This is a genomic window from Pelagerythrobacter rhizovicinus (assembly GCF_004135625.1).
GTDB lineage: Bacteria > Pseudomonadota > Alphaproteobacteria > Sphingomonadales > Sphingomonadaceae > Pelagerythrobacter > Pelagerythrobacter rhizovicinus.
In genome coordinates this window covers 138927-157080 of record NZ_SDPV01000002.1, presented here as the reverse complement: position 1 = coordinate 157080, position 18154 = coordinate 138927, and the positions used below count along the sequence as shown (strand labels likewise).

19 protein-coding genes and 2 tRNA genes are annotated in these 18154 nt (G+C 68.3%); 10 read left to right on the top strand and 11 right to left on the bottom strand.

Annotation, left to right across the window (positions count from 1 at the left end; all coding sequences use genetic code 11):
* The first annotated feature begins 73 nt into the window (after nt 1-73).
* The 7 genes from ETX26_RS08810 (at nt 74) to ETX26_RS08775 (ending at nt 6393) form a co-directional block, all read left to right on the top strand.
* Nucleotides 74-580, top strand: coding sequence for a type III secretion system chaperone family protein (locus ETX26_RS08810; RefSeq protein WP_129524342.1), 507 nt, complete (start codon nt 74-76; stop codon nt 578-580).
* Nucleotides 581-715: 135 nt separating this feature from the next.
* Nucleotides 716-1459, top strand: coding sequence for a Bax inhibitor-1/YccA family protein (locus tag ETX26_RS08805; RefSeq protein ID WP_129524341.1), 744 nt, complete (start codon nt 716-718; stop codon nt 1457-1459).
* Nucleotides 1460-1607: 148 nt separating this feature from the next.
* Complete coding sequence (locus ETX26_RS14300) at nt 1608-2678, top strand: hypothetical protein (protein WP_165271740.1); 1071 nt, start codon at nt 1608-1610, stop codon at nt 2676-2678.
* A gap of 92 nt (nt 2679-2770) precedes the next feature.
* Nucleotides 2771-2846, top strand: a tRNA-Ala gene (locus ETX26_RS08790).
* 291 nt (nt 2847-3137) lie between these two features.
* On the top strand, nt 3138-4199 hold the full coding sequence (gene cgtA, locus ETX26_RS08785; protein WP_129524338.1) for an Obg family GTPase CgtA: 1062 nt from the start codon (nt 3138-3140) through the stop codon (nt 4197-4199).
* Between the two features lie 146 nt (nt 4200-4345).
* A complete protein-coding gene (gene proB, locus ETX26_RS08780) occupies nt 4346-5479 on the top strand; it encodes a glutamate 5-kinase (protein ID WP_129524337.1) in 1134 nt (377 codons plus the stop codon).
* Complete coding sequence (locus tag ETX26_RS08775) at nt 5476-6393, top strand: NAD-dependent epimerase/dehydratase family protein (RefSeq protein WP_129524336.1); 918 nt, start codon at nt 5476-5478, stop codon at nt 6391-6393. Before proB ends, ETX26_RS08775 begins: the two co-directional genes overlap by 4 nt.
* Before the next feature lie 135 nt (nt 6394-6528).
* Here ETX26_RS08775 and ETX26_RS08770 read toward each other — a convergent pair whose 3' ends face one another.
* The 9 genes from ETX26_RS08770 to ETX26_RS08730 form a co-directional block, all read right to left on the bottom strand.
* On the bottom strand, nt 6529-7323 hold the full coding sequence (locus tag ETX26_RS08770) for a phosphoadenylyl-sulfate reductase (protein ID WP_129524335.1): 795 nt from the start codon (nt 7321-7323) through the stop codon (nt 6529-6531).
* Nucleotides 7316-7810, bottom strand: a complete 495-nt coding sequence (locus tag ETX26_RS08765; RefSeq protein ID WP_129524334.1) for a DUF934 domain-containing protein — start codon at nt 7808-7810, stop codon at nt 7316-7318. Before ETX26_RS08765 ends, ETX26_RS08770 begins: the two co-directional genes overlap by 8 nt.
* Complete coding sequence (locus ETX26_RS08760; RefSeq protein ID WP_129524333.1) at nt 7803-9437, bottom strand: nitrite/sulfite reductase; 1635 nt, start codon at nt 9435-9437, stop codon at nt 7803-7805. The genes ETX26_RS08765 and ETX26_RS08760 overlap by 8 nt, the downstream gene beginning before the upstream one ends.
* Entirely contained in the window at nt 9437-9733 is a 297-nt protein-coding gene (locus tag ETX26_RS08755; protein WP_129524332.1) for a DUF2849 domain-containing protein, read from the bottom strand. The genes ETX26_RS08760 and ETX26_RS08755 overlap by 1 nt, the downstream gene beginning before the upstream one ends.
* A complete protein-coding gene (gene cobA / locus ETX26_RS08750; protein ID WP_129524331.1) occupies nt 9730-10488 on the bottom strand; it encodes a uroporphyrinogen-III C-methyltransferase in 759 nt (252 codons plus the stop codon). Before cobA ends, ETX26_RS08755 begins: the two co-directional genes overlap by 4 nt.
* Before the next feature lie 98 nt (nt 10489-10586).
* Entirely contained in the window at nt 10587-11636 is a 1050-nt protein-coding gene (locus ETX26_RS08745) for a mechanosensitive ion channel family protein (RefSeq protein ID WP_129524330.1), read from the bottom strand.
* Nucleotides 11633-12886 carry a cystathionine beta-lyase gene (gene metC, locus ETX26_RS08740; protein ID WP_129524329.1) on the bottom strand — a complete coding sequence of 418 codons (1254 nt, stop codon included), beginning with the start codon at nt 12884-12886 and terminating at the stop codon, nt 11633-11635. The genes ETX26_RS08745 and metC overlap by 4 nt, the downstream gene beginning before the upstream one ends.
* Entirely contained in the window at nt 12838-13683 is an 846-nt protein-coding gene (locus ETX26_RS08735; protein WP_129524328.1) for a sulfurtransferase, read from the bottom strand. Before ETX26_RS08735 ends, metC begins: the two co-directional genes overlap by 49 nt.
* A gap of 41 nt (nt 13684-13724) precedes the next feature.
* Nucleotides 13725-14423: a hypothetical protein gene (locus tag ETX26_RS08730; protein ID WP_129524327.1), complete on the bottom strand. Its 699-nt coding sequence runs from the start codon at nt 14421-14423 to the stop codon at nt 13725-13727.
* Between ETX26_RS08730 and ETX26_RS08725 the strand changes: the two genes are divergently transcribed.
* The 3 genes from ETX26_RS08725 (at nt 14422) to fumC (ending at nt 16846) form a co-directional block, all read left to right on the top strand.
* Nucleotides 14422-14766, top strand: a complete 345-nt coding sequence (locus ETX26_RS08725) for a hypothetical protein (protein ID WP_129524326.1) — start codon at nt 14422-14424, stop codon at nt 14764-14766. The two genes, ETX26_RS08730 and ETX26_RS08725, sit on opposite strands and share 2 nt — an antisense overlap.
* A 242-nt stretch (nt 14767-15008) precedes the next feature.
* Complete coding sequence (gene queF / locus ETX26_RS08720; RefSeq protein ID WP_129524325.1) at nt 15009-15467, top strand: preQ(1) synthase; 459 nt, start codon at nt 15009-15011, stop codon at nt 15465-15467.
* Complete coding sequence (gene fumC / locus ETX26_RS08715) at nt 15464-16846, top strand: class II fumarate hydratase (RefSeq protein ID WP_129524324.1); 1383 nt, start codon at nt 15464-15466, stop codon at nt 16844-16846. Before queF ends, fumC begins: the two co-directional genes overlap by 4 nt.
* A gap of 283 nt (nt 16847-17129) precedes the next feature.
* On the opposite strand, the gene ETX26_RS08710 is transcribed toward fumC, so the two are convergent.
* Together ETX26_RS08710 and ETX26_RS08705 are read right to left on the bottom strand one after the other, a co-directional pair.
* A tRNA-Thr gene (locus ETX26_RS08710) sits at nt 17130-17205 on the bottom strand.
* 55 nt (nt 17206-17260) lie between these two features.
* Nucleotides 17261-18142 (bottom strand): hypothetical protein, encoded by an 882-nt coding sequence (locus ETX26_RS08705; protein WP_129524323.1) that lies wholly within the window; start codon nt 18140-18142, stop codon nt 17261-17263.
* Nucleotides 18143-18154 lie beyond the last annotated feature (12 nt).

Below are 18154 nucleotides of genomic sequence, written 5' to 3'. Positions count from 1 at the left end.
CGGGCGGCGATTGCCACGCTGGCCTCTCTCCCTGCATCGAGCGGATCGCAATTCCTAAGCGGGACTTAACCTCATGAGAACGGGCGCCAAAGGCATTCTGGACAGCGACGACGCGGCACCCGTGGATATGCTCGCGGCGCTGTTCGAGGCACGCGGGTGGCCATGCAAGTCGCTGTCGGAAGAGGAAATCCTCGGGGAGATTCAGGGGAGCTGGGGCAAGTACCAGTTGCGCGGGATCTGGCGCCGCGAGGACCGAGTCCTGCAACTGCTCAGCCTGCCGGACATCCGTCTCCCGCGCGAGAAAATGCGCGACGCCTACGAGCTGCTGGCACTGGTAAACGAACAGCTCTGGCTCGGCCATTTCGACATCTGGTCCCAGGGGGACATGCTGGTTTACCGCAATGGCGTGATGCTCGGCTCCGACGGGCTGCTGGGGCTCGATCAGGCGCAGGCGCTAGTGGAAACAGCCATCGACGAATGCGACCGTTTCTATCCGGCGTTCCAGTTTGTGTTGTGGAGCGACAAGGCGCCGCGCGACGCTCTTGCAAGCGCGCTGGTCGACGCTGCCGGCGAGGCCTGAACGGAAGCCTGGCGGGGCTGGGCGCCAGCTCCGGTCGATTTCGCCCGGTTGGCCTTGAAAATCGGTCCAGAACCGCAGATATTGACCGGAGAGCCGGCGGCTATTCCGCGGCCGGCAACGGAGAGTTGAAAGACAATGGCTGATTGGAACGAACCCCGCCGGTCTCAGACGGGATTCGGTGCATCGCCCGGCTATCGCGGCCAGGTCGCCACCGGCGAGACCTTCGACGCGGGCCTCAGGCAGCATATGCTGTCGATCTACAATTACATGACCTCGGGCGTGCTGCTCACCGGCATCGTCGCCGCGCTCACGGCACGGTCGGGCCTTGCCGCGCAGATGGTCGGCAGCCCGCTCATGTGGCTGGTGATCCTGTCGCCGCTGGCCATCGTGTTCGCGATGAGCTTCGGCGCCAACCGCTTCAGCAAGACCGCCCTCCAGGCGATGTTCTGGGGCTTCGCGACCCTGATGGGCCTGTCGCTGTCGACGATCTTCCTGGTCTACACCGGCGCTTCGATCGCGGCGACGTTCTTCGCCACCGCGGCTGCCTTCGCGGGGCTGAGCCTGTTCGGTTACACCACCAAGAAGGACCTCAGCGGCTTCGGCAGCTTCCTCATCATGGGCGTCATCGGACTGCTGGTTGCGATGGTGATCAACATGTTCCTCCAGTCGCCGGGCCTGATGTACGCGATCAGCTTCATCGGCGTGCTGATCTTCGCAGGCCTTACCGCCTACGATACGCAGCGGCTGAAGCAGCAGTACTTCCAGCTTCGCGGCACCGACTTCGCCGGCAAGGCGATCGTGCTCGGGGCGCTGAGCCTGTACCTGGATTTCATCAACATGTTCCAGTTCCTGCTCGCCTTCATGGGCCAGCGCGAATAATCGTACACCAGACTCGTTTCATCGTGCCCGGGGCGCTCCATGCGCCTCGGGCATTTTCTTTGCATCTGTCAGCGTTTAGGGTCAGTGCTTCAGGCTAGCGCAATCCACGGTGGGGGATCGTGGCGCGGGCAATGGAGGGTACGTGGTGATGTTCGCACTGACCAAAGGTCGGATCCAGCTACTGGCGATCGCCGGGGGCGTGGCAATGCTCGCAGGCTGCGCGACGCCGCCGCCTCCGCCGCCTCCCCCGCCGCCGCCGCCTCCGCCGGTCAAGATCATCCCTCCGCGGCCGATGCCGCCGGGCGGCGCGACCGCCGGGATGTTCATTCCGCCCGTCGGGCCGGACGGCATCCGGCGCACGGTCAACTACGGCATCTCGACCGCGCAGACGGTCTGGAACATCCGATCCGCGCTCAACGTCGCCGCGCTCAACTGTCTGGAGACGGAGCACGCGGATATCCTGCCCGCGTACAAATCGCTGCTCGAGCGTCACGAGCGCAAGCTGAGCCAGACCGACAAGACGTTGCTGAAGGAGTACCGCGAGAACTACGGTTCCGAAGGGCGGGAGGCCTACGACCGTTATATGACGCAGGTCTATAACTACTTCGCGCTTCCACCCGCGATGGACTCGTTCTGCGACGCTTCGCAGAAGGTGGCGCGCGAATCGCTGCTGGTCGAATCGGGCGATCTCGACAGCTTCGCGTTGCGCAACCTGCCCGTCATCGAGGCGGTGTTCGAGAACTTCTTCAGCGCCTTCGAACGGTACCGGACCGCCGTCCGTTCGTGGGATGCGGAGTACGGGCCTCCGCAGCCGGCCGGGCTCAGCGATGTGGCGATCGCTGCCACGTCGGACGCCCTTTCCGGCGGGGAGGATGCTCCACAGCCCATCTCCTCCTTCGATCCGTCGCCTAGCGTCGCGGTCCGGCCGGCGGAAGAGGGGGTGCTGACGCTCCCTGCTATGGATGGGACCACGACCGATCAGGGGGTCACGCTCATGTCCGCGGAGCAGCCCGCCCAGGCGATCTCCCAACCGGTGGTGCAAGGGGAGCCGGCAGCGCAGCCGGGCTTCGGGCCGACCCTGCAGGTAGACCTCGCAGGGACTCCATCGAGCGCCGCGACACCTCCGGCCACCCCGCAATCGGACGAGGTGCCTACGATCGTTCTCACGCCGCAACCTGAGCCGGATGCGGGGGAGGACAGCGAAAACGGCGGGAAGTGAGCGGCGGCGATTTTGTCCTTTGCAGCGCCCTGCGCATTCGCTAAGGCGCGCGCTCGCCGAGCGGCAGAGCCGCTTAGCAGCAGACCTGGAACGGGGCCGTAGCTCAGTTGGGAGAGCGCGTCGTTCGCAATGACGAGGTCAGGGGTTCGATTCCCCTCGGCTCCACCAGGTTTTGATTTCATCAAGACCTGGTTTCGTTTTTTGTGGGCCCTCGAACCCCGGGCGCGGTCCATCCGGGCCGCCTGGCTTTCGCGACAGGGGCCGCGGCGCGCAGTCGCGCTTGCGGCCGCCTCGGCGACCGAGCTTGCGCTTCGTCTCGTTGTGGCGCTAGTCCGGCCGGCGACCAGCCGGCCGCACGGCCGACCGACCGCCCGCAGCGCCGAAGGCGCGAGGATATCGCGCGCACGGATGTGCGTGCGGAAACAAGAACGCCCGCCGGCGCTTAAGGCCAAACAAAAGATGCACTTTCTCGATCAAGCCAAGATATTCCTGAAGTCCGGTGCGGGCGGGCCGGGGGCAGTCAGCTTCCGGCGCGAGAAGTACATCGAGTACGGCGGACCGGACGGCGGCAACGGCGGCCGTGGCGGCGACATCGTGTTCGAGGCGGTGGCCGGCCTCAACACGCTGATCGACTTCCGCTACACCCAGCACTTCAAGGCGCAGCGCGGCGCGCATGGCATGGGCAAGGACCGCACCGGCGCCTCCGCCCCCGATCTTGTGATCGAGGTGCCCGTGGGCACGCAGATCCTCTCGGAAGACAAGGAAGAGGTGCTCGCCGATTTCACCGAAGTCGGCCAGCGTCTCGTCTTCCTCGAAGGCGGTATGGGCGGGCGCGGGAACGCCAGCTACAAGACCAGCACCAACCGCGCCCCCCGGCAGCACCAGCCGGGCGAGCCGGGGCAGGAGATGTGGGTCTGGCTGCGATTGAAGCTGCTCGCGGACGTCGGGCTGCTCGGCCTGCCCAATGCGGGCAAGAGCACCTTCATCAACCAGGTGACCAACGCGCAGGCCAAAGTGGGCGACTACGCCTTCACTACCCTGATCCCCAAGCTCGGCGTGGTGCGGCACAAGGGGCGCGAGTTCGTGCTCGCCGACATCCCCGGCCTCATCGCGGGTGCGGCAGAAGGCGCGGGCATCGGCGACCGGTTTCTCGGCCATATCGAGCGCTGCCGCGTGCTCATCCACCTGATCGACATCGCCGGCAACGATCCGGCGGAGGCGATGCGCGTGGTCCAGGCCGAGCTCGCCTCCTACGGCGAAGGGCTGGCGGAAAAACCGCAGCTGATCGCGCTCAACAAGGTCGACCTTGCCGACCCGGAGCTCGTTGCCGGGTTTACCGAAGAACTGCGCGCAGCGGGCGCCGACGAGGTGTTCGGCGTATCCGGCGCGACGGGCGAGGGCGTCGAAGCGCTGCTCGATGCGATCCTCGGCTATCTCCCCGGCCGCACGGCCACCGAAACCAAAGGCAGCGAAGTGGACGACGCGGCGGATCAGGCGGGCGACTGGTCGCCGCTGGACTGACGTTTCACCATTTCCGTCCCAGGCAATTCCGTCGCCCCCGCGAAGGCGGGGGCCCAGCTACCCTTTCGGCGAAGCGCAACAGAAGCAAGCTGGATCCCCGCCTTCGCGGGGATGACGGAGAAAGAAGGCTCAGCTAAGCGCCATCAATGTCCATCGCCGCCCTCCACCACCTGACGGATGCCGCCGCCTGCCCGCGGATCGTGCTCAAGATCGGCTCTTCGCTGCTGGTCGACGGCGAGGGCCAGCCGCGCCGCGCGTGGCTCGACTCCATCGGCGAAGAGATCGCGGCCCTCCGGCGCGGAGGGCAGGACGTGGTCGTGGTCAGTTCCGGCGCCATCGCGCTCGGCGCCGCGCGGCTGGGGCTGGAGAAGGGCGGGCGCGGCAACCTCGCCGATGCGCAGGCGGCCGCTTCGGTCGGGCAGATCGCGCTCGCTTCGCTATGGTCGGACAGGCTGGGCGCAGAGGGGCTGACGGCAGCGCAACTGCTGCTCACGCTCGACGATCTCGAGGATCGCCGCCGCTATCTCAACGCGTCCTCCACTCTCGCGCGCCTGCTCGAGAACGGCGCGGTGCCGGTGGTCAACGAGAACGACAGCGTCGCGACGCAGGAAATCCGTTTCGGCGACAACGACCGGCTCGCGGCCCGTGTAGCGCAGGCCGCGCGAGCCGATGCCGTGCTGCTGCTCTCGGATGTCGACGGCCTCTACGACCGCAACCCGCGTGAGGCAGGCGCCCGCCTGGTGCCGGTGGTCGAGGGGGTGGACGACGCGGTGCGCGCGATGGCCGACGGCGGATCGTCCTCCGGCCTCGGTTCGGGCGGTATGGTGTCGAAGCTCCAGGCCGCCGAAATCGCGGGGCGGGCCGGGATCGCACTGGCGATCCTCAACGGCACGCACGATGCGCCGATCGCGCGCGCTGTGGAGGACGATAGGGGCACGCTGTTTCTCCCGCTGCGCCGCGACCGGGGGCGCAAGGCCTGGCTCGGCGGGCGGCTGAGCCTGAAGGGGGCGCTTACTGTGGACGCGGGTTGCGCCGCCGCGCTCGCACAGGGCGGAAGCCTGCTGGCGGCGGGTGTGACCGCGATCGAGGGCGCGTTCGAGCGCGGTGACGCGGTTGCGGTCCGCGATCCGCAGGGCCGCGCAATCGCGCACGGCCTCGTCGAATACGGCGCCGCCGAATGCGCGGCGCTCAAGGGCCGGCGCAGCGCCGAGCACGCTGCGCTCCTCGGCTACGCCCCGCGCGCGGCCGTGGTCCACCGCGACCACATGGTGCTGCTATGACGCTCGCGCTGACCGGAGGCACCGGCTTCGTCGGCCAGGCGACGCTCGATGCGATCGAGCGACAGGGGCTCTCCGCGCGCGCGCTGGCCCGCGCCGTTCCGCAGGACCGGCGCAAGGGCATTATATGGGTCGGCGGCAGCCTGGCCGACCGGGCCGCGCTTTCCCGGCTCGTGGAGGGCGCGGAGGCGGTGATCCATGTCGCCGGCCTCACGAGCACGCTCGAGCCGGCTGCGTTCGAGACGGCCAATGTCGCTGGAACGTTCGCCTTGATCGAGGTGGCCAAGGCGGCAGGCGTGCCGCGTTTCATCTTCGTCTCCTCGCTCGCGGCGCGGCGTCCCGATCTTTCGGCCTACGGTGCGTCGAAGGCGCGGGCGGAGAAGATCGTCGCCGCCAGCGGGCTCGACTGGACCGTCGTCCGCCCGCCCGCGGTCTACGGCCCCCGCGACCGGGACATGTTCGAGCTGTTCCGCGCGGCGCGCCGGGGGGTCGTTCCCATGCCTCCGCCGGGTCACGCCTCGATGATCCACGTCGACGATCTTGCCGAGCTGCTCCTGGCCCTGATCCCCGGCGGCGAGGGCGTCACCGGCGCGGTGTTTGAGCCCGACGACGGGCGCGAGGGCGGCTGGCCGCACCGCGAACTCGCGCGCACGATCGGCTGGGCAGTGGGGCGGCGGCCCTGGGTGCCGCATCTCTCGCGCGGCACGCTCGAATGGGCTTCGCGCATAGACTGCGCGGTGCGGCGCAACAGAGCCCGTCTCACGCCCGATCGGGTGAGTTATATGTGCTATCCCGACTGGGTGGTGGACCCGGCGCGCAAGGTGCCCGGAAGCGTGTGGACGCCGCGCATTCCCACGCGAGAGGGGCTGAAGGCGACGGCGGACTGGTATCGTGAGAAAGGCTGGCTCCCGGCGTGAATCCCCGCGCAGGCGGGGACCTCGTGCCACTGGCGCTCCGCCGGTCGCTGAGTCCCAGCGAAGGCTGGGACTTCCCTCAACTCAGCGAAACGCCAGTGGCCTGAGGTCCCCGCCTGCGCGGGGGCTCGTGCGGAGTTAGAATGCCGGATCGAACCCCGGAGGCAGTTCACCCTCGCTGGTGAGCGTGGTGTGGATGCCGCACTCGGTCTTGTCCCAGCCCTTCCAGCGGCCCGAGCGCGGGTCTTCGCCCGGCGCGACCTTGTGCGTGCAGGGGCTGCACCCGATTGACGGGTAGCCTTGTTCGACCAGCGGGTGCGGGGGAAGATCGTGCTCGGCGATATAGTTGGCGAGATCCTCGGCGCTCCAGTCGATCAGGGGATTGATCTTGAGGCGGCCCTGCGCGTCCGAGGTATCGACCTCGAACCGGGGCAGGTTCGCGCGGGTTGCCGACTGGAAAGCCTTGCGCCCCGTCAGCGTCGCGTCGAACCCGCTCAGGGCCGCGGCGAGGGGGAGGACCTTGCGGATCTCGCAGCAGCCGTCGGGATCGTAGGACCAGCGCAGGCCTGTTTCGTCGCGCTTGGCGAGCAGCTCCGGATCGGGATGCAGGTTGACCAGCCCGGTCAGCCCGAGCCGTTCGACCAGCGTGTCGCGGTAGGCGAGCGTCTCGGGGAAGTGCTTCCCGGTCTCGAGGAACAGCACCGGCAGACCAGGGTCGATCTGCGCCACGAGGTGAAGCAGCACGGCGCTTTCCGCGCCGAAGCTGGAGACGGTGGCGAGCTCGCCGACCAATCCGTCCGCGATCACTGCGCGCAGCATCTCCACCGTGTCCGCGCCGCGGAACATGCGGTTGAGCCGGATCGCATCGGCGTCCGTAAAGCGCGGACCGGTGTCGATCCGGTCCTTGATGCGGATGGGATCGGCCTCAGCCATGGCGGAGCTGCCAGATCGGCACGGCGCCGTCGGCCGCGTGCTGGTAGACGTGCGGATAGCGATTGAGCACGCTCTCGACATCGGCGCGGTCCAGCGGAACGTCGGGCGCGAAGCTGTCGAACCCGCAGCGGCGCATGAAATAGATCAGGTCCACCAGCACTTCGCCGGTCGCCTTGATCTCCCCGTCGTAGCCCATCTCGCGCAGGACGCGCGCGCTGGAGAAGCCGCGGCCGTCGCGGAACTTGGGAAAGTCGATCTCGACCAGCCGCAGGCGCTCGAGGTGGGGCGCAAGGTGCCGCACGTCGTCGCCCGCCTCGATCCGCACCGAACCGGCGTTCGACTGATCGAGGAATGCATCGAGCGAGACGGCCGGCTCGTCGGGAGCGGAATCGTCGCGGAAGCGCAGCCAGTCGCGCTCGCCGCCCGGGGTCGGCTCGAGGGTGCCGGGCCCGCCGCCGGGGCCTCCCGCGCTCGGAGAGTCAGCCATAGATTGCCTCCTTGAATCCATCCATTCCGACGCGGCGGTAGGTGTCGAGGAACCGCTCGCCCGGCTCGCGAATCTCGCGGTAGCGCTCAACCGCGCGTTCGACCGCGTCGACGATCCCGGCCTCATCGAAGCCGGGGCCGGTGATCTTGGCCTGGCTCGTCTCCTCGTCGCCCGATCCACCGAGCAGGAGCTGATAGTTCTCCGTGCCTTTCCGATCGACGCCGAGGATGCCGATGTGGCCCGCGTGGTGGTGCCCGCAGGCATTAATGCAGCCGCTGATCTTGATCTTGAGCTCGCCGAGATCCTTCTGGCGCTCGGCGTCCGCGAAGCGTTCGGCGATCTTCTGCGCCACCGGGATCGAACGCGCGTTCGCGAGCGAGCAGTAGTCGAGCCCCGGGCAGGCGATGATGTCGGTCACCAGATCGAGGTTCGCCTCGCCGAGACCGGCTTCGTGGAGGGCGGTCCAGACGGCATGGAGATCCTCCTTGCGGACATGCGGCAGGACGAGGTTCTGCGCATGCGTCGCCCGTAGCTCGTCGAAGCTGTAGCGTTCGGCGAGATCGGCCACGAGTTCCATCTGCTCGGCGGAAATATCGCCGGGGATCTGACCGATCGGCTTGAGGCTGATGTTGACGATCGCATAGCCCGGCGCCTTGTGTGCGGCGACCTGCTGGTCGACCCACAGCGCGAAGTCCGGATCCGAGCGGTCGATCTCCTCGCTGAGACCCGTCTCGAACGGCGGGGGCGCGAAGTAGGCGGCGATGCGGTCGTACTCGGCTTGCGGAAAGTCCTCGCCCAGCGCGAGGAAATGCTGGAACTCTTCCTCGACCTGGCGCCGGAACTCGTCCTCGCCCAATTCGTGGACGAGGATCTTCATCCGCTGCTTGTGGATGTTGTCGCGCCGCGCATTGCGGTTCCACACGCGCAGGATCGCCTGGAGGTAGGAGAGGATCTGACCGGTCGGCAGGAAGTCGCGGATCTTGTAGGCGATGAACGGCGTGCGGCCCATGCCGCCCCCGGCGAAGACCTCGAACCCGATCTTGCCCGCCTCGTTCCGCACGATCCGCAGCGCGCAGTCGTGCCAACGCAGCGCCGCGCGGTCCGTCTCCGCGGCGATCACGGCGATCTTGAACTTGCGCGGCAGGTAGCTGAATTCCGGCATGAACGTCGTCATCTGCCGGATCATCTCGGCCCACGGGCGGGGATCGATGATCTCGTCGGCCGCGGCGCCGGCATACTGGTCGGCGGAGATGTTGCGGATGCTCTCGCCGCTGGTCTGGATGGCGTGCATCTCGACCGTCGCCAGCTCGGCGAGAATATCGGGCGCGTCCTCCAGCTTGATCCAGTTGTACTGGATGTTCTGCCGGGTGGTGAAATGGCCGTAGCCCCGGTCGTAGGTCCGCGCGATATGCGCGAGCTTGCGCATCTGCCGCGAGTTCAGCGTCCCATAGGGGATCGCCACGCGCAGCATGTAGGCATGGAGCTGGAGGTAGAGACCGTTCTTCAGCCGCAGCGGCTTGAACTGGTCGTCCGTCATCTTGCCTTCGAGGCGGCGGCGCGTCTGGTCGCGGAAGTCCGCCACCCGCGCACTGACCATCGCCTGGTCGTATTGGTCGTACTTGTACATCAGATCACCCAGTTGCCGGCGCTCGGGTCAGCCGGTTTGAGAGTCAGGTCGGGGCGCACGGTCGGGCCGAGCGCACGGATACGGTCCTTGATATGCGCGGGGCGCACGCCATCGACGGTCTTCTCGCCGTCGATCGCATAAGCGCCGTTCACCCGGCACTCGGCTTCCTCGCGCGCGATGATCGCGTCGGCCTTGTCGCCCGCGTCCACCGCGTCCTCGACGTGTAGCGACCAGCCCTGGCCGTCCCACCAGACCACCTGTCCGGTCTTGAGGTCGTTGCCGGTAAGAATCTTCATGCCTGCGCCTCCAGCGCGATCCGGGCGAGCGCCGCGTCCCCGCGCGCGGTGACTTCGCCGATGACGATGAGCGCCGGGCTCTTGACCCGTTCGCGCTCGACGAGTTCGGGCAGGCCGGCGAGCGGCCCGCGCAGCACGCGCATGTCCGCGCGGCACGCGCTCTCGATCACCGCCAGCGGCATGTCCGGCGCGAGGCCGTCGGCCATGAGCTTTTCGGCGATCTGCGGCGCGGTCTTCACGCCCATGTAGATCACCAGCGTGCGGCCCTTGCCGGCGAGGCCGGCCCAATCCTGATCGGACAGTCCCTTGCACTGGCCGGCGACGAAGCTGACCACGCTCGCGGCGTCGCGATGGGTGAGGGCGATCTGTGCGGCGGCCGCCGCACCGTTGGCGGCGCTGATGCCCGGCACGACCTGGACCGGCACGCCGGCTGCGCGGCAGGCCTCGGCCTCCTCGCCGCCGCGGCCGAAGATGAACGGATCGCCGCCCTTCAGCCGCACGACATCGCGCCCGGCGAGCGCCTCGCGCACCAGCAGGGCGCAGATGTCTTCCTGCGGCAGAGTGTGGCGCGCGCGCCGCTTCGCGACCGAGATCAGCTCGGCATCGCGGGGCACGAGCGTCAGGACGGCGGGATCGATCAGCCCGTCGTGCACGACGAGCTCCGCGCGCGCCAGCAGCCGGGCGGCGCGCAGCGTCAGCAGGTCAGGGTCGCCGGGCCCTGCGCCGACCAGATAGACGGTTCCGACATTCTCCATGGATGCAAGATGCGCGGAGGCACGCGCAGGCGCCAACGAGAATGGATGTCAGATCGGCAAGGATCGGTTTTGATAGCGCCGGTAGGCGCACCGCAAGCCTAGCTTTCGCTCTTGCCCTGCCGCTGGGAAATCGCGGCAACGAGCTGCTCGAATTGCTCGCTGTTTTTCAGGTTGAGATCGCGCTGCGGGAACGGGATTTCCACGCCATGTTTCTGGAAGGCGCGCCAGACGTTCTTGAACACGTCGGAGCGCACGTTGTTGACGCCCTCCTCGGGATCGCTGATCCAGAATCGGATTTCGAAGTCGACCGAGTTGTCGCCGAAGCCCATCAGCCGCACCGCAGGCTCGGGCTTTTCGAGGACCCGGGGCGTGCCAACGGTGGCCTCTAGCAGCAGTCGCTCGACCAGATCGAGATCGCTCCCGTAGGAGACGCCGACCGGCGCCTTCACCCGCACGTCGCGCGAGCTGTATGACCAATTTTCAACCTGATTAACCATCAGATTCTCGTTCGGGATCAGGTACTCCTTGCGATCGCGGGTGATGATCGAGATCGCGCGAATGCCGATTCTGCGTATCTGGCCGAAACTCTCGTTGCCCGCTGCATCGCTGACCGCGATCACGTCGCCCGGCTTGATCGAGCGGTCGGTGAGCAGGATGATGCCCGCGATCAGGTTGCCGAAGGTCTTCTGCAGACCGAAGCCGATGGCAAGGCCGAACGCGCCCGAGAACACCGCCAGCGCGGTGAGATCTATGCCGAGAATGTCGATGCCGATGAGGATCATCACCGCCCAGATCACGATCGACACGATCTTCTCGGCCAGCAGCCGCTGAGTGGCATCGAGGCGCGTCATCCGGTGGATCGCGTTGCGCGCGATCCACACGCCGATGCGCGCCATCAGGTAGACCGCAAGGATCACCAGCAGCACGACCAGCACGCTCCACAGCGATATGCGCGTGTCGCCTATGGTGACGCCCATCGCATCGAGCCACTCGATCGCACCGCCGATCGTCAGGCTCTGCTCCGCGACCGCATCCTTCAGCGACTCGGCACCCACCACTGCGTCGACTTCCGAGGGAATCGTGGTGGGCGAAGCGGCGGGAACGGGCGTGGCTGTCGGCGTGGCTGTGGCGGCGGTCGGGGTGCTCATTCTCGCTCCATTGCGGCGAATCCGCGTTCGAGATCGCGGATCAGGTCTTGCGGGTCCTCGAGCCCGATCGAAAGGCGTATGCCCCAGCGATCCTCGGTGTCCCAGGCAGCAGGAGGCCACGAGCTGTCCGTGCGGATGGAAGAGGGATCGATGGGCAGGGCAAGGCTCTCGAAGCCGCCCCAGCTGAAGCCGATGCCGAACCAGGTGAGCGCGTCGACGAAGCGCGCGCTGGCGGCGGCGTCCCGGCCCTTCAGGATGAAGCTGAACAGGCCGCAGCCGCCGGTGAAGTCGCGCTGCCAGAGTTCGTGTCCCGGCGTGCCCGGCAGCATCGGGCAGAGAACCTGCGCCACCTCCTCGCGGTCCGCCAGCCAGCGGGCGATCGCGAGCGCGCTCTCGGCCGATTTTTCCAGCCGCACGCCCATCGTGCGCAGACCGCGCAAGGCGAGGGAGGCATCGTCGGGCGAGACTACGTGTCCGAGCGCCTGTCCGGTTTGACGCAGGGCGCGGTACCAGCGCTCCCCTGCGCTTGCAGAGCCCATCATCAGATCGGAGTGGCCGCCGACGTGCTTGGTCAGGCTCATGATCGCGATGTCGCAGCCGCGTTCGAGCGCCGGGAAGCCGAGCGCCGAGGCCCAGGTGTTGTCGATCAGGCTGATCGCCCCTTTCTCGCGCGCGATGGCGGCGAGGGCGGGCACGTCGCATACCTCCATCGTCAAGCTGCCCGGGCTTTCGAGCAGGACCGCGCGAGTGCGGTCGCAGAACCGGTCCGCGAACCCGTCGATGTCGAGCGGGTCGAAGAAGCGGCTCTCGATGCCGAAGCGCTTGAGCAGCCCGTTCGCCATGATCCGGCTCGGCTCGTAGGCATTGTCGGTCACCAGCAGCACGTCGCCCGGACGCAGCACGGCCATCAGCGCGCCGGCGATGGCCGCGACGCCGCTCGGGTAGAGCACGGTGCCCGCCGCGCCGCGCTCCAACTCGGTCAGCGCTTCGGCCAGCGCCCACTGCGTCGGCGCACCGCGGCGGCCATAGAAGAACCGGCCATCCGCGTTGTGCTTGCCGCCCTCCCTGAGCGCGGCGGTGTCGGGGTAGAGGTGCGTGCTCGCGCGCCAGACCGGGGGATTGACCACCGGTCCGGTCCATTCCTCGCGCCGGCCCGCGCCGACCAGACGGGTATTCACTCGGTGGCTCTCGTCCGAAGCGCTCACCGGGTCGGCCCCATTTCCTTGGGGGTGGCGGGGTCGGCGCCCCATTCGCTCCAGCTCCCGTCGTAGAGCGCCGTATCCTCCTCCTTGCCGAGCAGCGCCATCGCGAACAGCAGGACCGACGCGGTCACTCCGCTACCGCAGCTCGTGACCACGGGCCGCGAGAGGTCGATGCCCGCTTCCGCGAACGCGGCGCGCAATTCGTCCCCCTGCTTGAAGCTGCCGTCCTCGTTCAGCACCATGCGGAAGTCGAGGTTACGGGCGCCGGGGATATGGCCGCCGGGCAGGTTGTGGATCGTGTCCTTGTCGGCGCCGGTGAAGCGGCCGGCGTCGCGCGCATCGACCACCTGCTCGGCCCCGCTATCGATGTTGGCGAGGACCGCGGCCTTGTCGCGCGCGCGGTGCAGGTCGGCGGTGTAGGTGCCGGGCGCGACGGGGACCGGGTTGCTGACGCCCGTCTCCAGCGGGCGCCCCTCGGCGCGCCACTTGCCGAGCCGGCCGTCGAGCAGAGCCACGTCCTGCCAGCCGAACATGCGGAAGATGAACCATGCGCGGGCGGCGGTGCGCGGCGCGCTGTCGTCGTAGAGCACGATGCGGCTGCCGGGTTTTACCCCCAGTGCGGCGAGGCGCAGGGCGAACTGCTCCGCCGTCGGCAGGGCTGCCACGATCGGCGAGGCGTCGTCGTTCAGCGTGGCGAGGTCGAGAAAGCGCGCGCCCGGGATATGGCCTTCGACGAATTCGGCCGCCGCATCGCGCCCGGCGCTCGGCAAGTGCTTGGTGGCGTCGAGCACGGTGACGGTGCCGAGATTGTCCGCTAGCCAGGCGGTCGAGACGAGCATGTCCATGCCGCAGGGGTAGCGGCGGCGGTGGGCTGCGTCGAGGGGGGTCAGTCGAGCGGCCGCAGCCCGATCGCGTTGTAGCTTTGCGGCATTTCGTCGAGCCGGAAGGGCCGCAGCCGGCCGCCCTGGCGGTCGGGAAGCTGGCCGATCAGGAACGTGCGCGCGATCGGCTGCCTGCCCTTGGCCGTCAGGCGAACGCGCAGCAGCGGGACGTAGACCGCGGCGCGGCCCTGCGGGATCGCGCGGACCTGGCCCAGCGGCAGCCGCACCTCGTGGGCGAGCTCCCGGGTATCCCCCGGCTCGAGCGCGTCGAGTGTGCCCAGCGGTGCGAGCGCGGTGGCGGGATCGGCGACCTGTTCGCCGATCGGCACCGCCCCGTGCGCGGTAACGAGATCGGCCTCGATCGAAACGCCTTCCCACCGTTCCGCGCCCTGGTTCTCGAGCACGAGCCGGAACGCGAAGGTCGCATTCATCATGCTCTTGCTCAGCCGGACGGGCAGCGCATGGAGCGTGACCGGGGCGGCCAGCGTCTTTCCGGGCAGCGGCGGGGGAGGCGCGGGGCGGGCGGCGGTTCCGGCCGGGGCCGGCGGCGGTGCTGGCCTGTCGGGCTGGGGCGGCGGGGTCTCGCGGCGCACGAGCGGCGGCTCGATGACCGGTACGGGCGCCAATGCCTCTCTGCGCCGGAGATACCAGAACGCCCCGCCGGCGATGCCGAGCGCCGCGATCAGCGCCGCGAGCCAGATCATGATCGAACTGCCGCTTTCCGGCGGCTGGGCAGTCGCCGCCGGGGGAACGGAGGCCGCGGGCGGAATCGAGGGCGCGAATTCGGTCGGTTGCGGTGCCGGCTCGTCCGCTGCCGGCGACGGCGTTGGCGACGGGGTGGCGGTCGGCGCGGCCTCCGGCTCCCGTTGCACCTGCGGTTGCGGCCGCGGCGTCTCGGCCGGCGTGGGCGGGGTCGGCGCCGGGCGCGAGGCGGGCAGGGTCAGCGTCGGCGTGGGCGTCGGTGTCGGTGTGCTCGTGGTGGGCGTATCGGTCGGGATCACCCGCGGGGTCGTCCGCACCGCCGCTTCCGGATCGACCGGACCCTGAACTTCCGGCGTCGGCGTCGCGTCCGGATCGGGCGGCAACCGGAAGTCGCGCGCCGACCCCGTCTGCTGCGCGAGCGACGGTGTGGTGAGAGCCAGGGCCAGAACGGCGGCCGAAACTGAAGTGCGAATGTCCATAAATCCCGAAGGTGTTCCCGAGTCCCGGGTCGCGCTGAATAGGCTGTGAATCGCAAACGGCAAACCCGCGGGCTTGTGCCGGTGACGCGATGAGACCACATGCGGCTTATGAGCGACACACCGCAGACCACGCATCTCGGCCAGGCGAGCAGCCTGCCCGCCTCGCCGGAAGAGGCGCGGCTCGACTATGTCCCCAACCCGCGCGAAGGCACGCTGTATCTGGTGCGTTTCGCGGCGCCGGAATTCACCTCGCTATGCCCGGTAACCGGCCAGCCCGATTTTGCCCATCTCGTGATCGACTATGCGCCGGGCGAAACGATCGTCGAATCGAAGAGCCTCAAGCTGTTCCTCGGCAGTTTCCGCAACCACTGCGGTTTTCACGAGGACGTGACGGTCGGCATCGGGCAGCGGCTCGCGGCCGAGATGAAGCCGCGCTGGCTGCGCATCGGCGGCTACTGGTATCCGCGCGGCGGCATTCCGATCGACGTTTTCTGGCAAAGCGGCGCGCCGCCCGAGGGGCTGTGGGTTCCCGATCAGGGCGTCGCCAGCTATCGGGGGCGAGGATGAGCGAGACGCGCACCGAAACCGACACCATGGGCCCGGTCGAGGTGCCGGCCGATGCCCTCTGGGGGGCGCAGACGCAGCGCTCCTTGCAGAATTTCCGCATCGGCGGCGAGCGCCTGCCGCTCCCGCTGATCCGCGCGCTGGGCACCATCAAGCGCGCCGCGGCGGAGGCGAACCGCGATCTCGGCATTCTCGAGCCGGAGCTCGCCGATTCGATCGTCGCGGCGGCGCAGGAAGTGATCGAGGGCAAGCTCGACGACCAGTTTCCGCTGGTCGTGTGGCAGACCGGATCGGGCACCCAGTCGAACATGAACGCCAACGAGGTGATCGCCAACCGCGCGATCCAGATGCTCGGCGGAGAGGTCGGATCGAAGACGCCGGTCCATCCGAACGATCACGTCAACAAGAGCCAGTCGTCCAACGATACCTTCCCCAGCGCGATCCACATCGCCGCGGCGGGCGAGGTCGTGCGGACGCTCCTGCCCGCGCTCAAGGCCATGCAGGCCGATCTCGGCGCCAAGGCGAAGGGCTGGGCGGATATCGTCAAGATCGGACGCACGCACACGCAGGACGCGACTCCGTTGACGCTGGGGCAGGAGTTCTCCGGATATGCGGCACAGGTCGCAAACGGGATTGCGCGGATCGAGGCGGCACTGCCCGGTCTCCACGAGCTGGCGCAGGGCGGCACGGCGGTCGGCACGGGGCTGAATGCGCCTGATGGTTTCGCCGAGAAAGTCGCGGAGCGGATCGCGGCGATCACAGGCCTCCCGTTCGTCAGCGCGCCCAACAAGTTCGAAGCGCTCGCCGCACAGGACGCGCTGCTCTTCGCGCACGGAGCGCTCAACACGGTGGCGGCGAGCCTCTACAAGATCGCGAACGACATTCGCCTGCTCGGCTCGGGCCCGCGCTCGGGCCTCGGCGAGCTGGCGCTGCCGGAGAACGAGCCGGGCAGCTCGATCATGCCGGGCAAGGTCAATCCGACCCAGTGCGAAGCGATGACCCAGGTCTGCATCGAGGTCTTCGGCAACCAGGCGGCGCTGACCTTCGCCGGTAGCCAGGGGCAGTTCGAGCTCAACACCTACCGCCCAATGATGGCGTGGAACTTCCTGCGCTCGGTGCGCCTGCTCGCCGATGCGGTGGAAAGCTTCACCGAGCACCTGCTGGAAGGGCTGGAGCCGCGGCGCGAGAACATCGCCCGCGGGGTGGAAAACTCGCTGATGCTGGTCACCGCGCTGGCACCGGCGATCGGCTACGACAAGGCGGCGGCTATTGCGAAGACGGCACACAAGGAGGGGCTGACCCTGCGCGAAGCGGCGCTGCAAAGCGGCGATATTAGCGCGGAAGACTTCGACCGTCTGGTGCGGCCCGAGGATATGGTCTGAAGCCAGAAATAAGTCCCCGCCCTTCGGCTGGCTGCTTGCAGCAAACGCTCAGGACAAACTGCGGCTGGGACCTCATCAGCCACTGGCGCTCCGCCTGATAGCCTGAGACCCCCGCCTGCGCGGGGGCTCGCGCATGGTTGGGGCGACGCTCACTAGCGCGAAGCGCGGTAGCGCAGAAAGAACGCGCTCAAGTAGCGCGAAGCGCGGTAGCGCAGAAAGAACGCGCTCAAGTAGCGCGAAGCGCGGTAGCGCAGAAAAAGCCTCCATCTCCGCGCAGGGGAAATGGTGCCGGCTGCAGGATTCGAACCCGCGGCCCCCTGATTACAAATCAGGTGCTCTACCAACTGAGCTAAGCCGGCTCCGATGCCCTCACGTAGCGAAGCGATAGGGCAACACAAGAGCGCGCCCTTTGCGTCAAACTGCGCCGAAGGTCCAGCCCTCGGTGCGCGCGATTTCGGATGTAAGGGTGCGCGGATACCAGCGGGCCGGATCGTCCGCCACTTTGCGCAGCCAAGCGGCGGCCAGCAGCGCGTCGGAGCTGTGATCGTCAATGGCGCCTTCGCCCGCGACCGGGGGCGAGCCGAGTGCGGCGAGGGCGCGGCCCAGGTCGGCGACGGTGCGAATCTTGCTCCGCGCGGCCGAACGCTGCGCCTCCAGCGCGGCGAGGGAGGTGTAGATCTCCACCAGCACGGAGCCCGCTTTCGGAAGCGGATCGACGGGCCAGGCGGGCAGGGCACCTTGCAGCCGATGCAGCAGGCGCATCCCGGTCAGGCTCGACTTGCCCACCTGTGCCGCACCCACAAGATTAAAGTTCGAGTATGGTTTACATCCTTGCCGCGCCTGCGCGTGTTCGGTCACGCGAAACCGGCCTCGACCATGTCCGGCGTCGTCGCAGCGGAACCGGCCGCCCTCGCGCCCGCCGTGGCGGCGGAAATAGGCGCTCAGCTCGGTATGGTCGACGAAGCTGGTGGCGCCGAGATGGGGATCGTCGGCGCAGACTTCGTCCACCATCGCCCACAGGCTGCGCGCGTCGGGCGGCGAGGTCGCGAGGCCCGGAAAGAACGCGCCACAATCGGCGAAGGGGAGGGATATGCCGAGATCGAGGCCCACCAGCGTATCGGGCGGCAGGTCTTCGCGCAGGATCGCCAAGACATCCTCGCGCGACCAGCCGCGGCCGGGCTCGACCAGCACCGGCGGGCCGCCGCCCGCGTGGGCGAGTGCCAGCGCGATTCCCTTGTGCCGCTCGCCCGCAGCGCCCGACCAGTCGATGGCGAGGAAATGGCGGAACCTAGCCACCCTAGGCCGAGC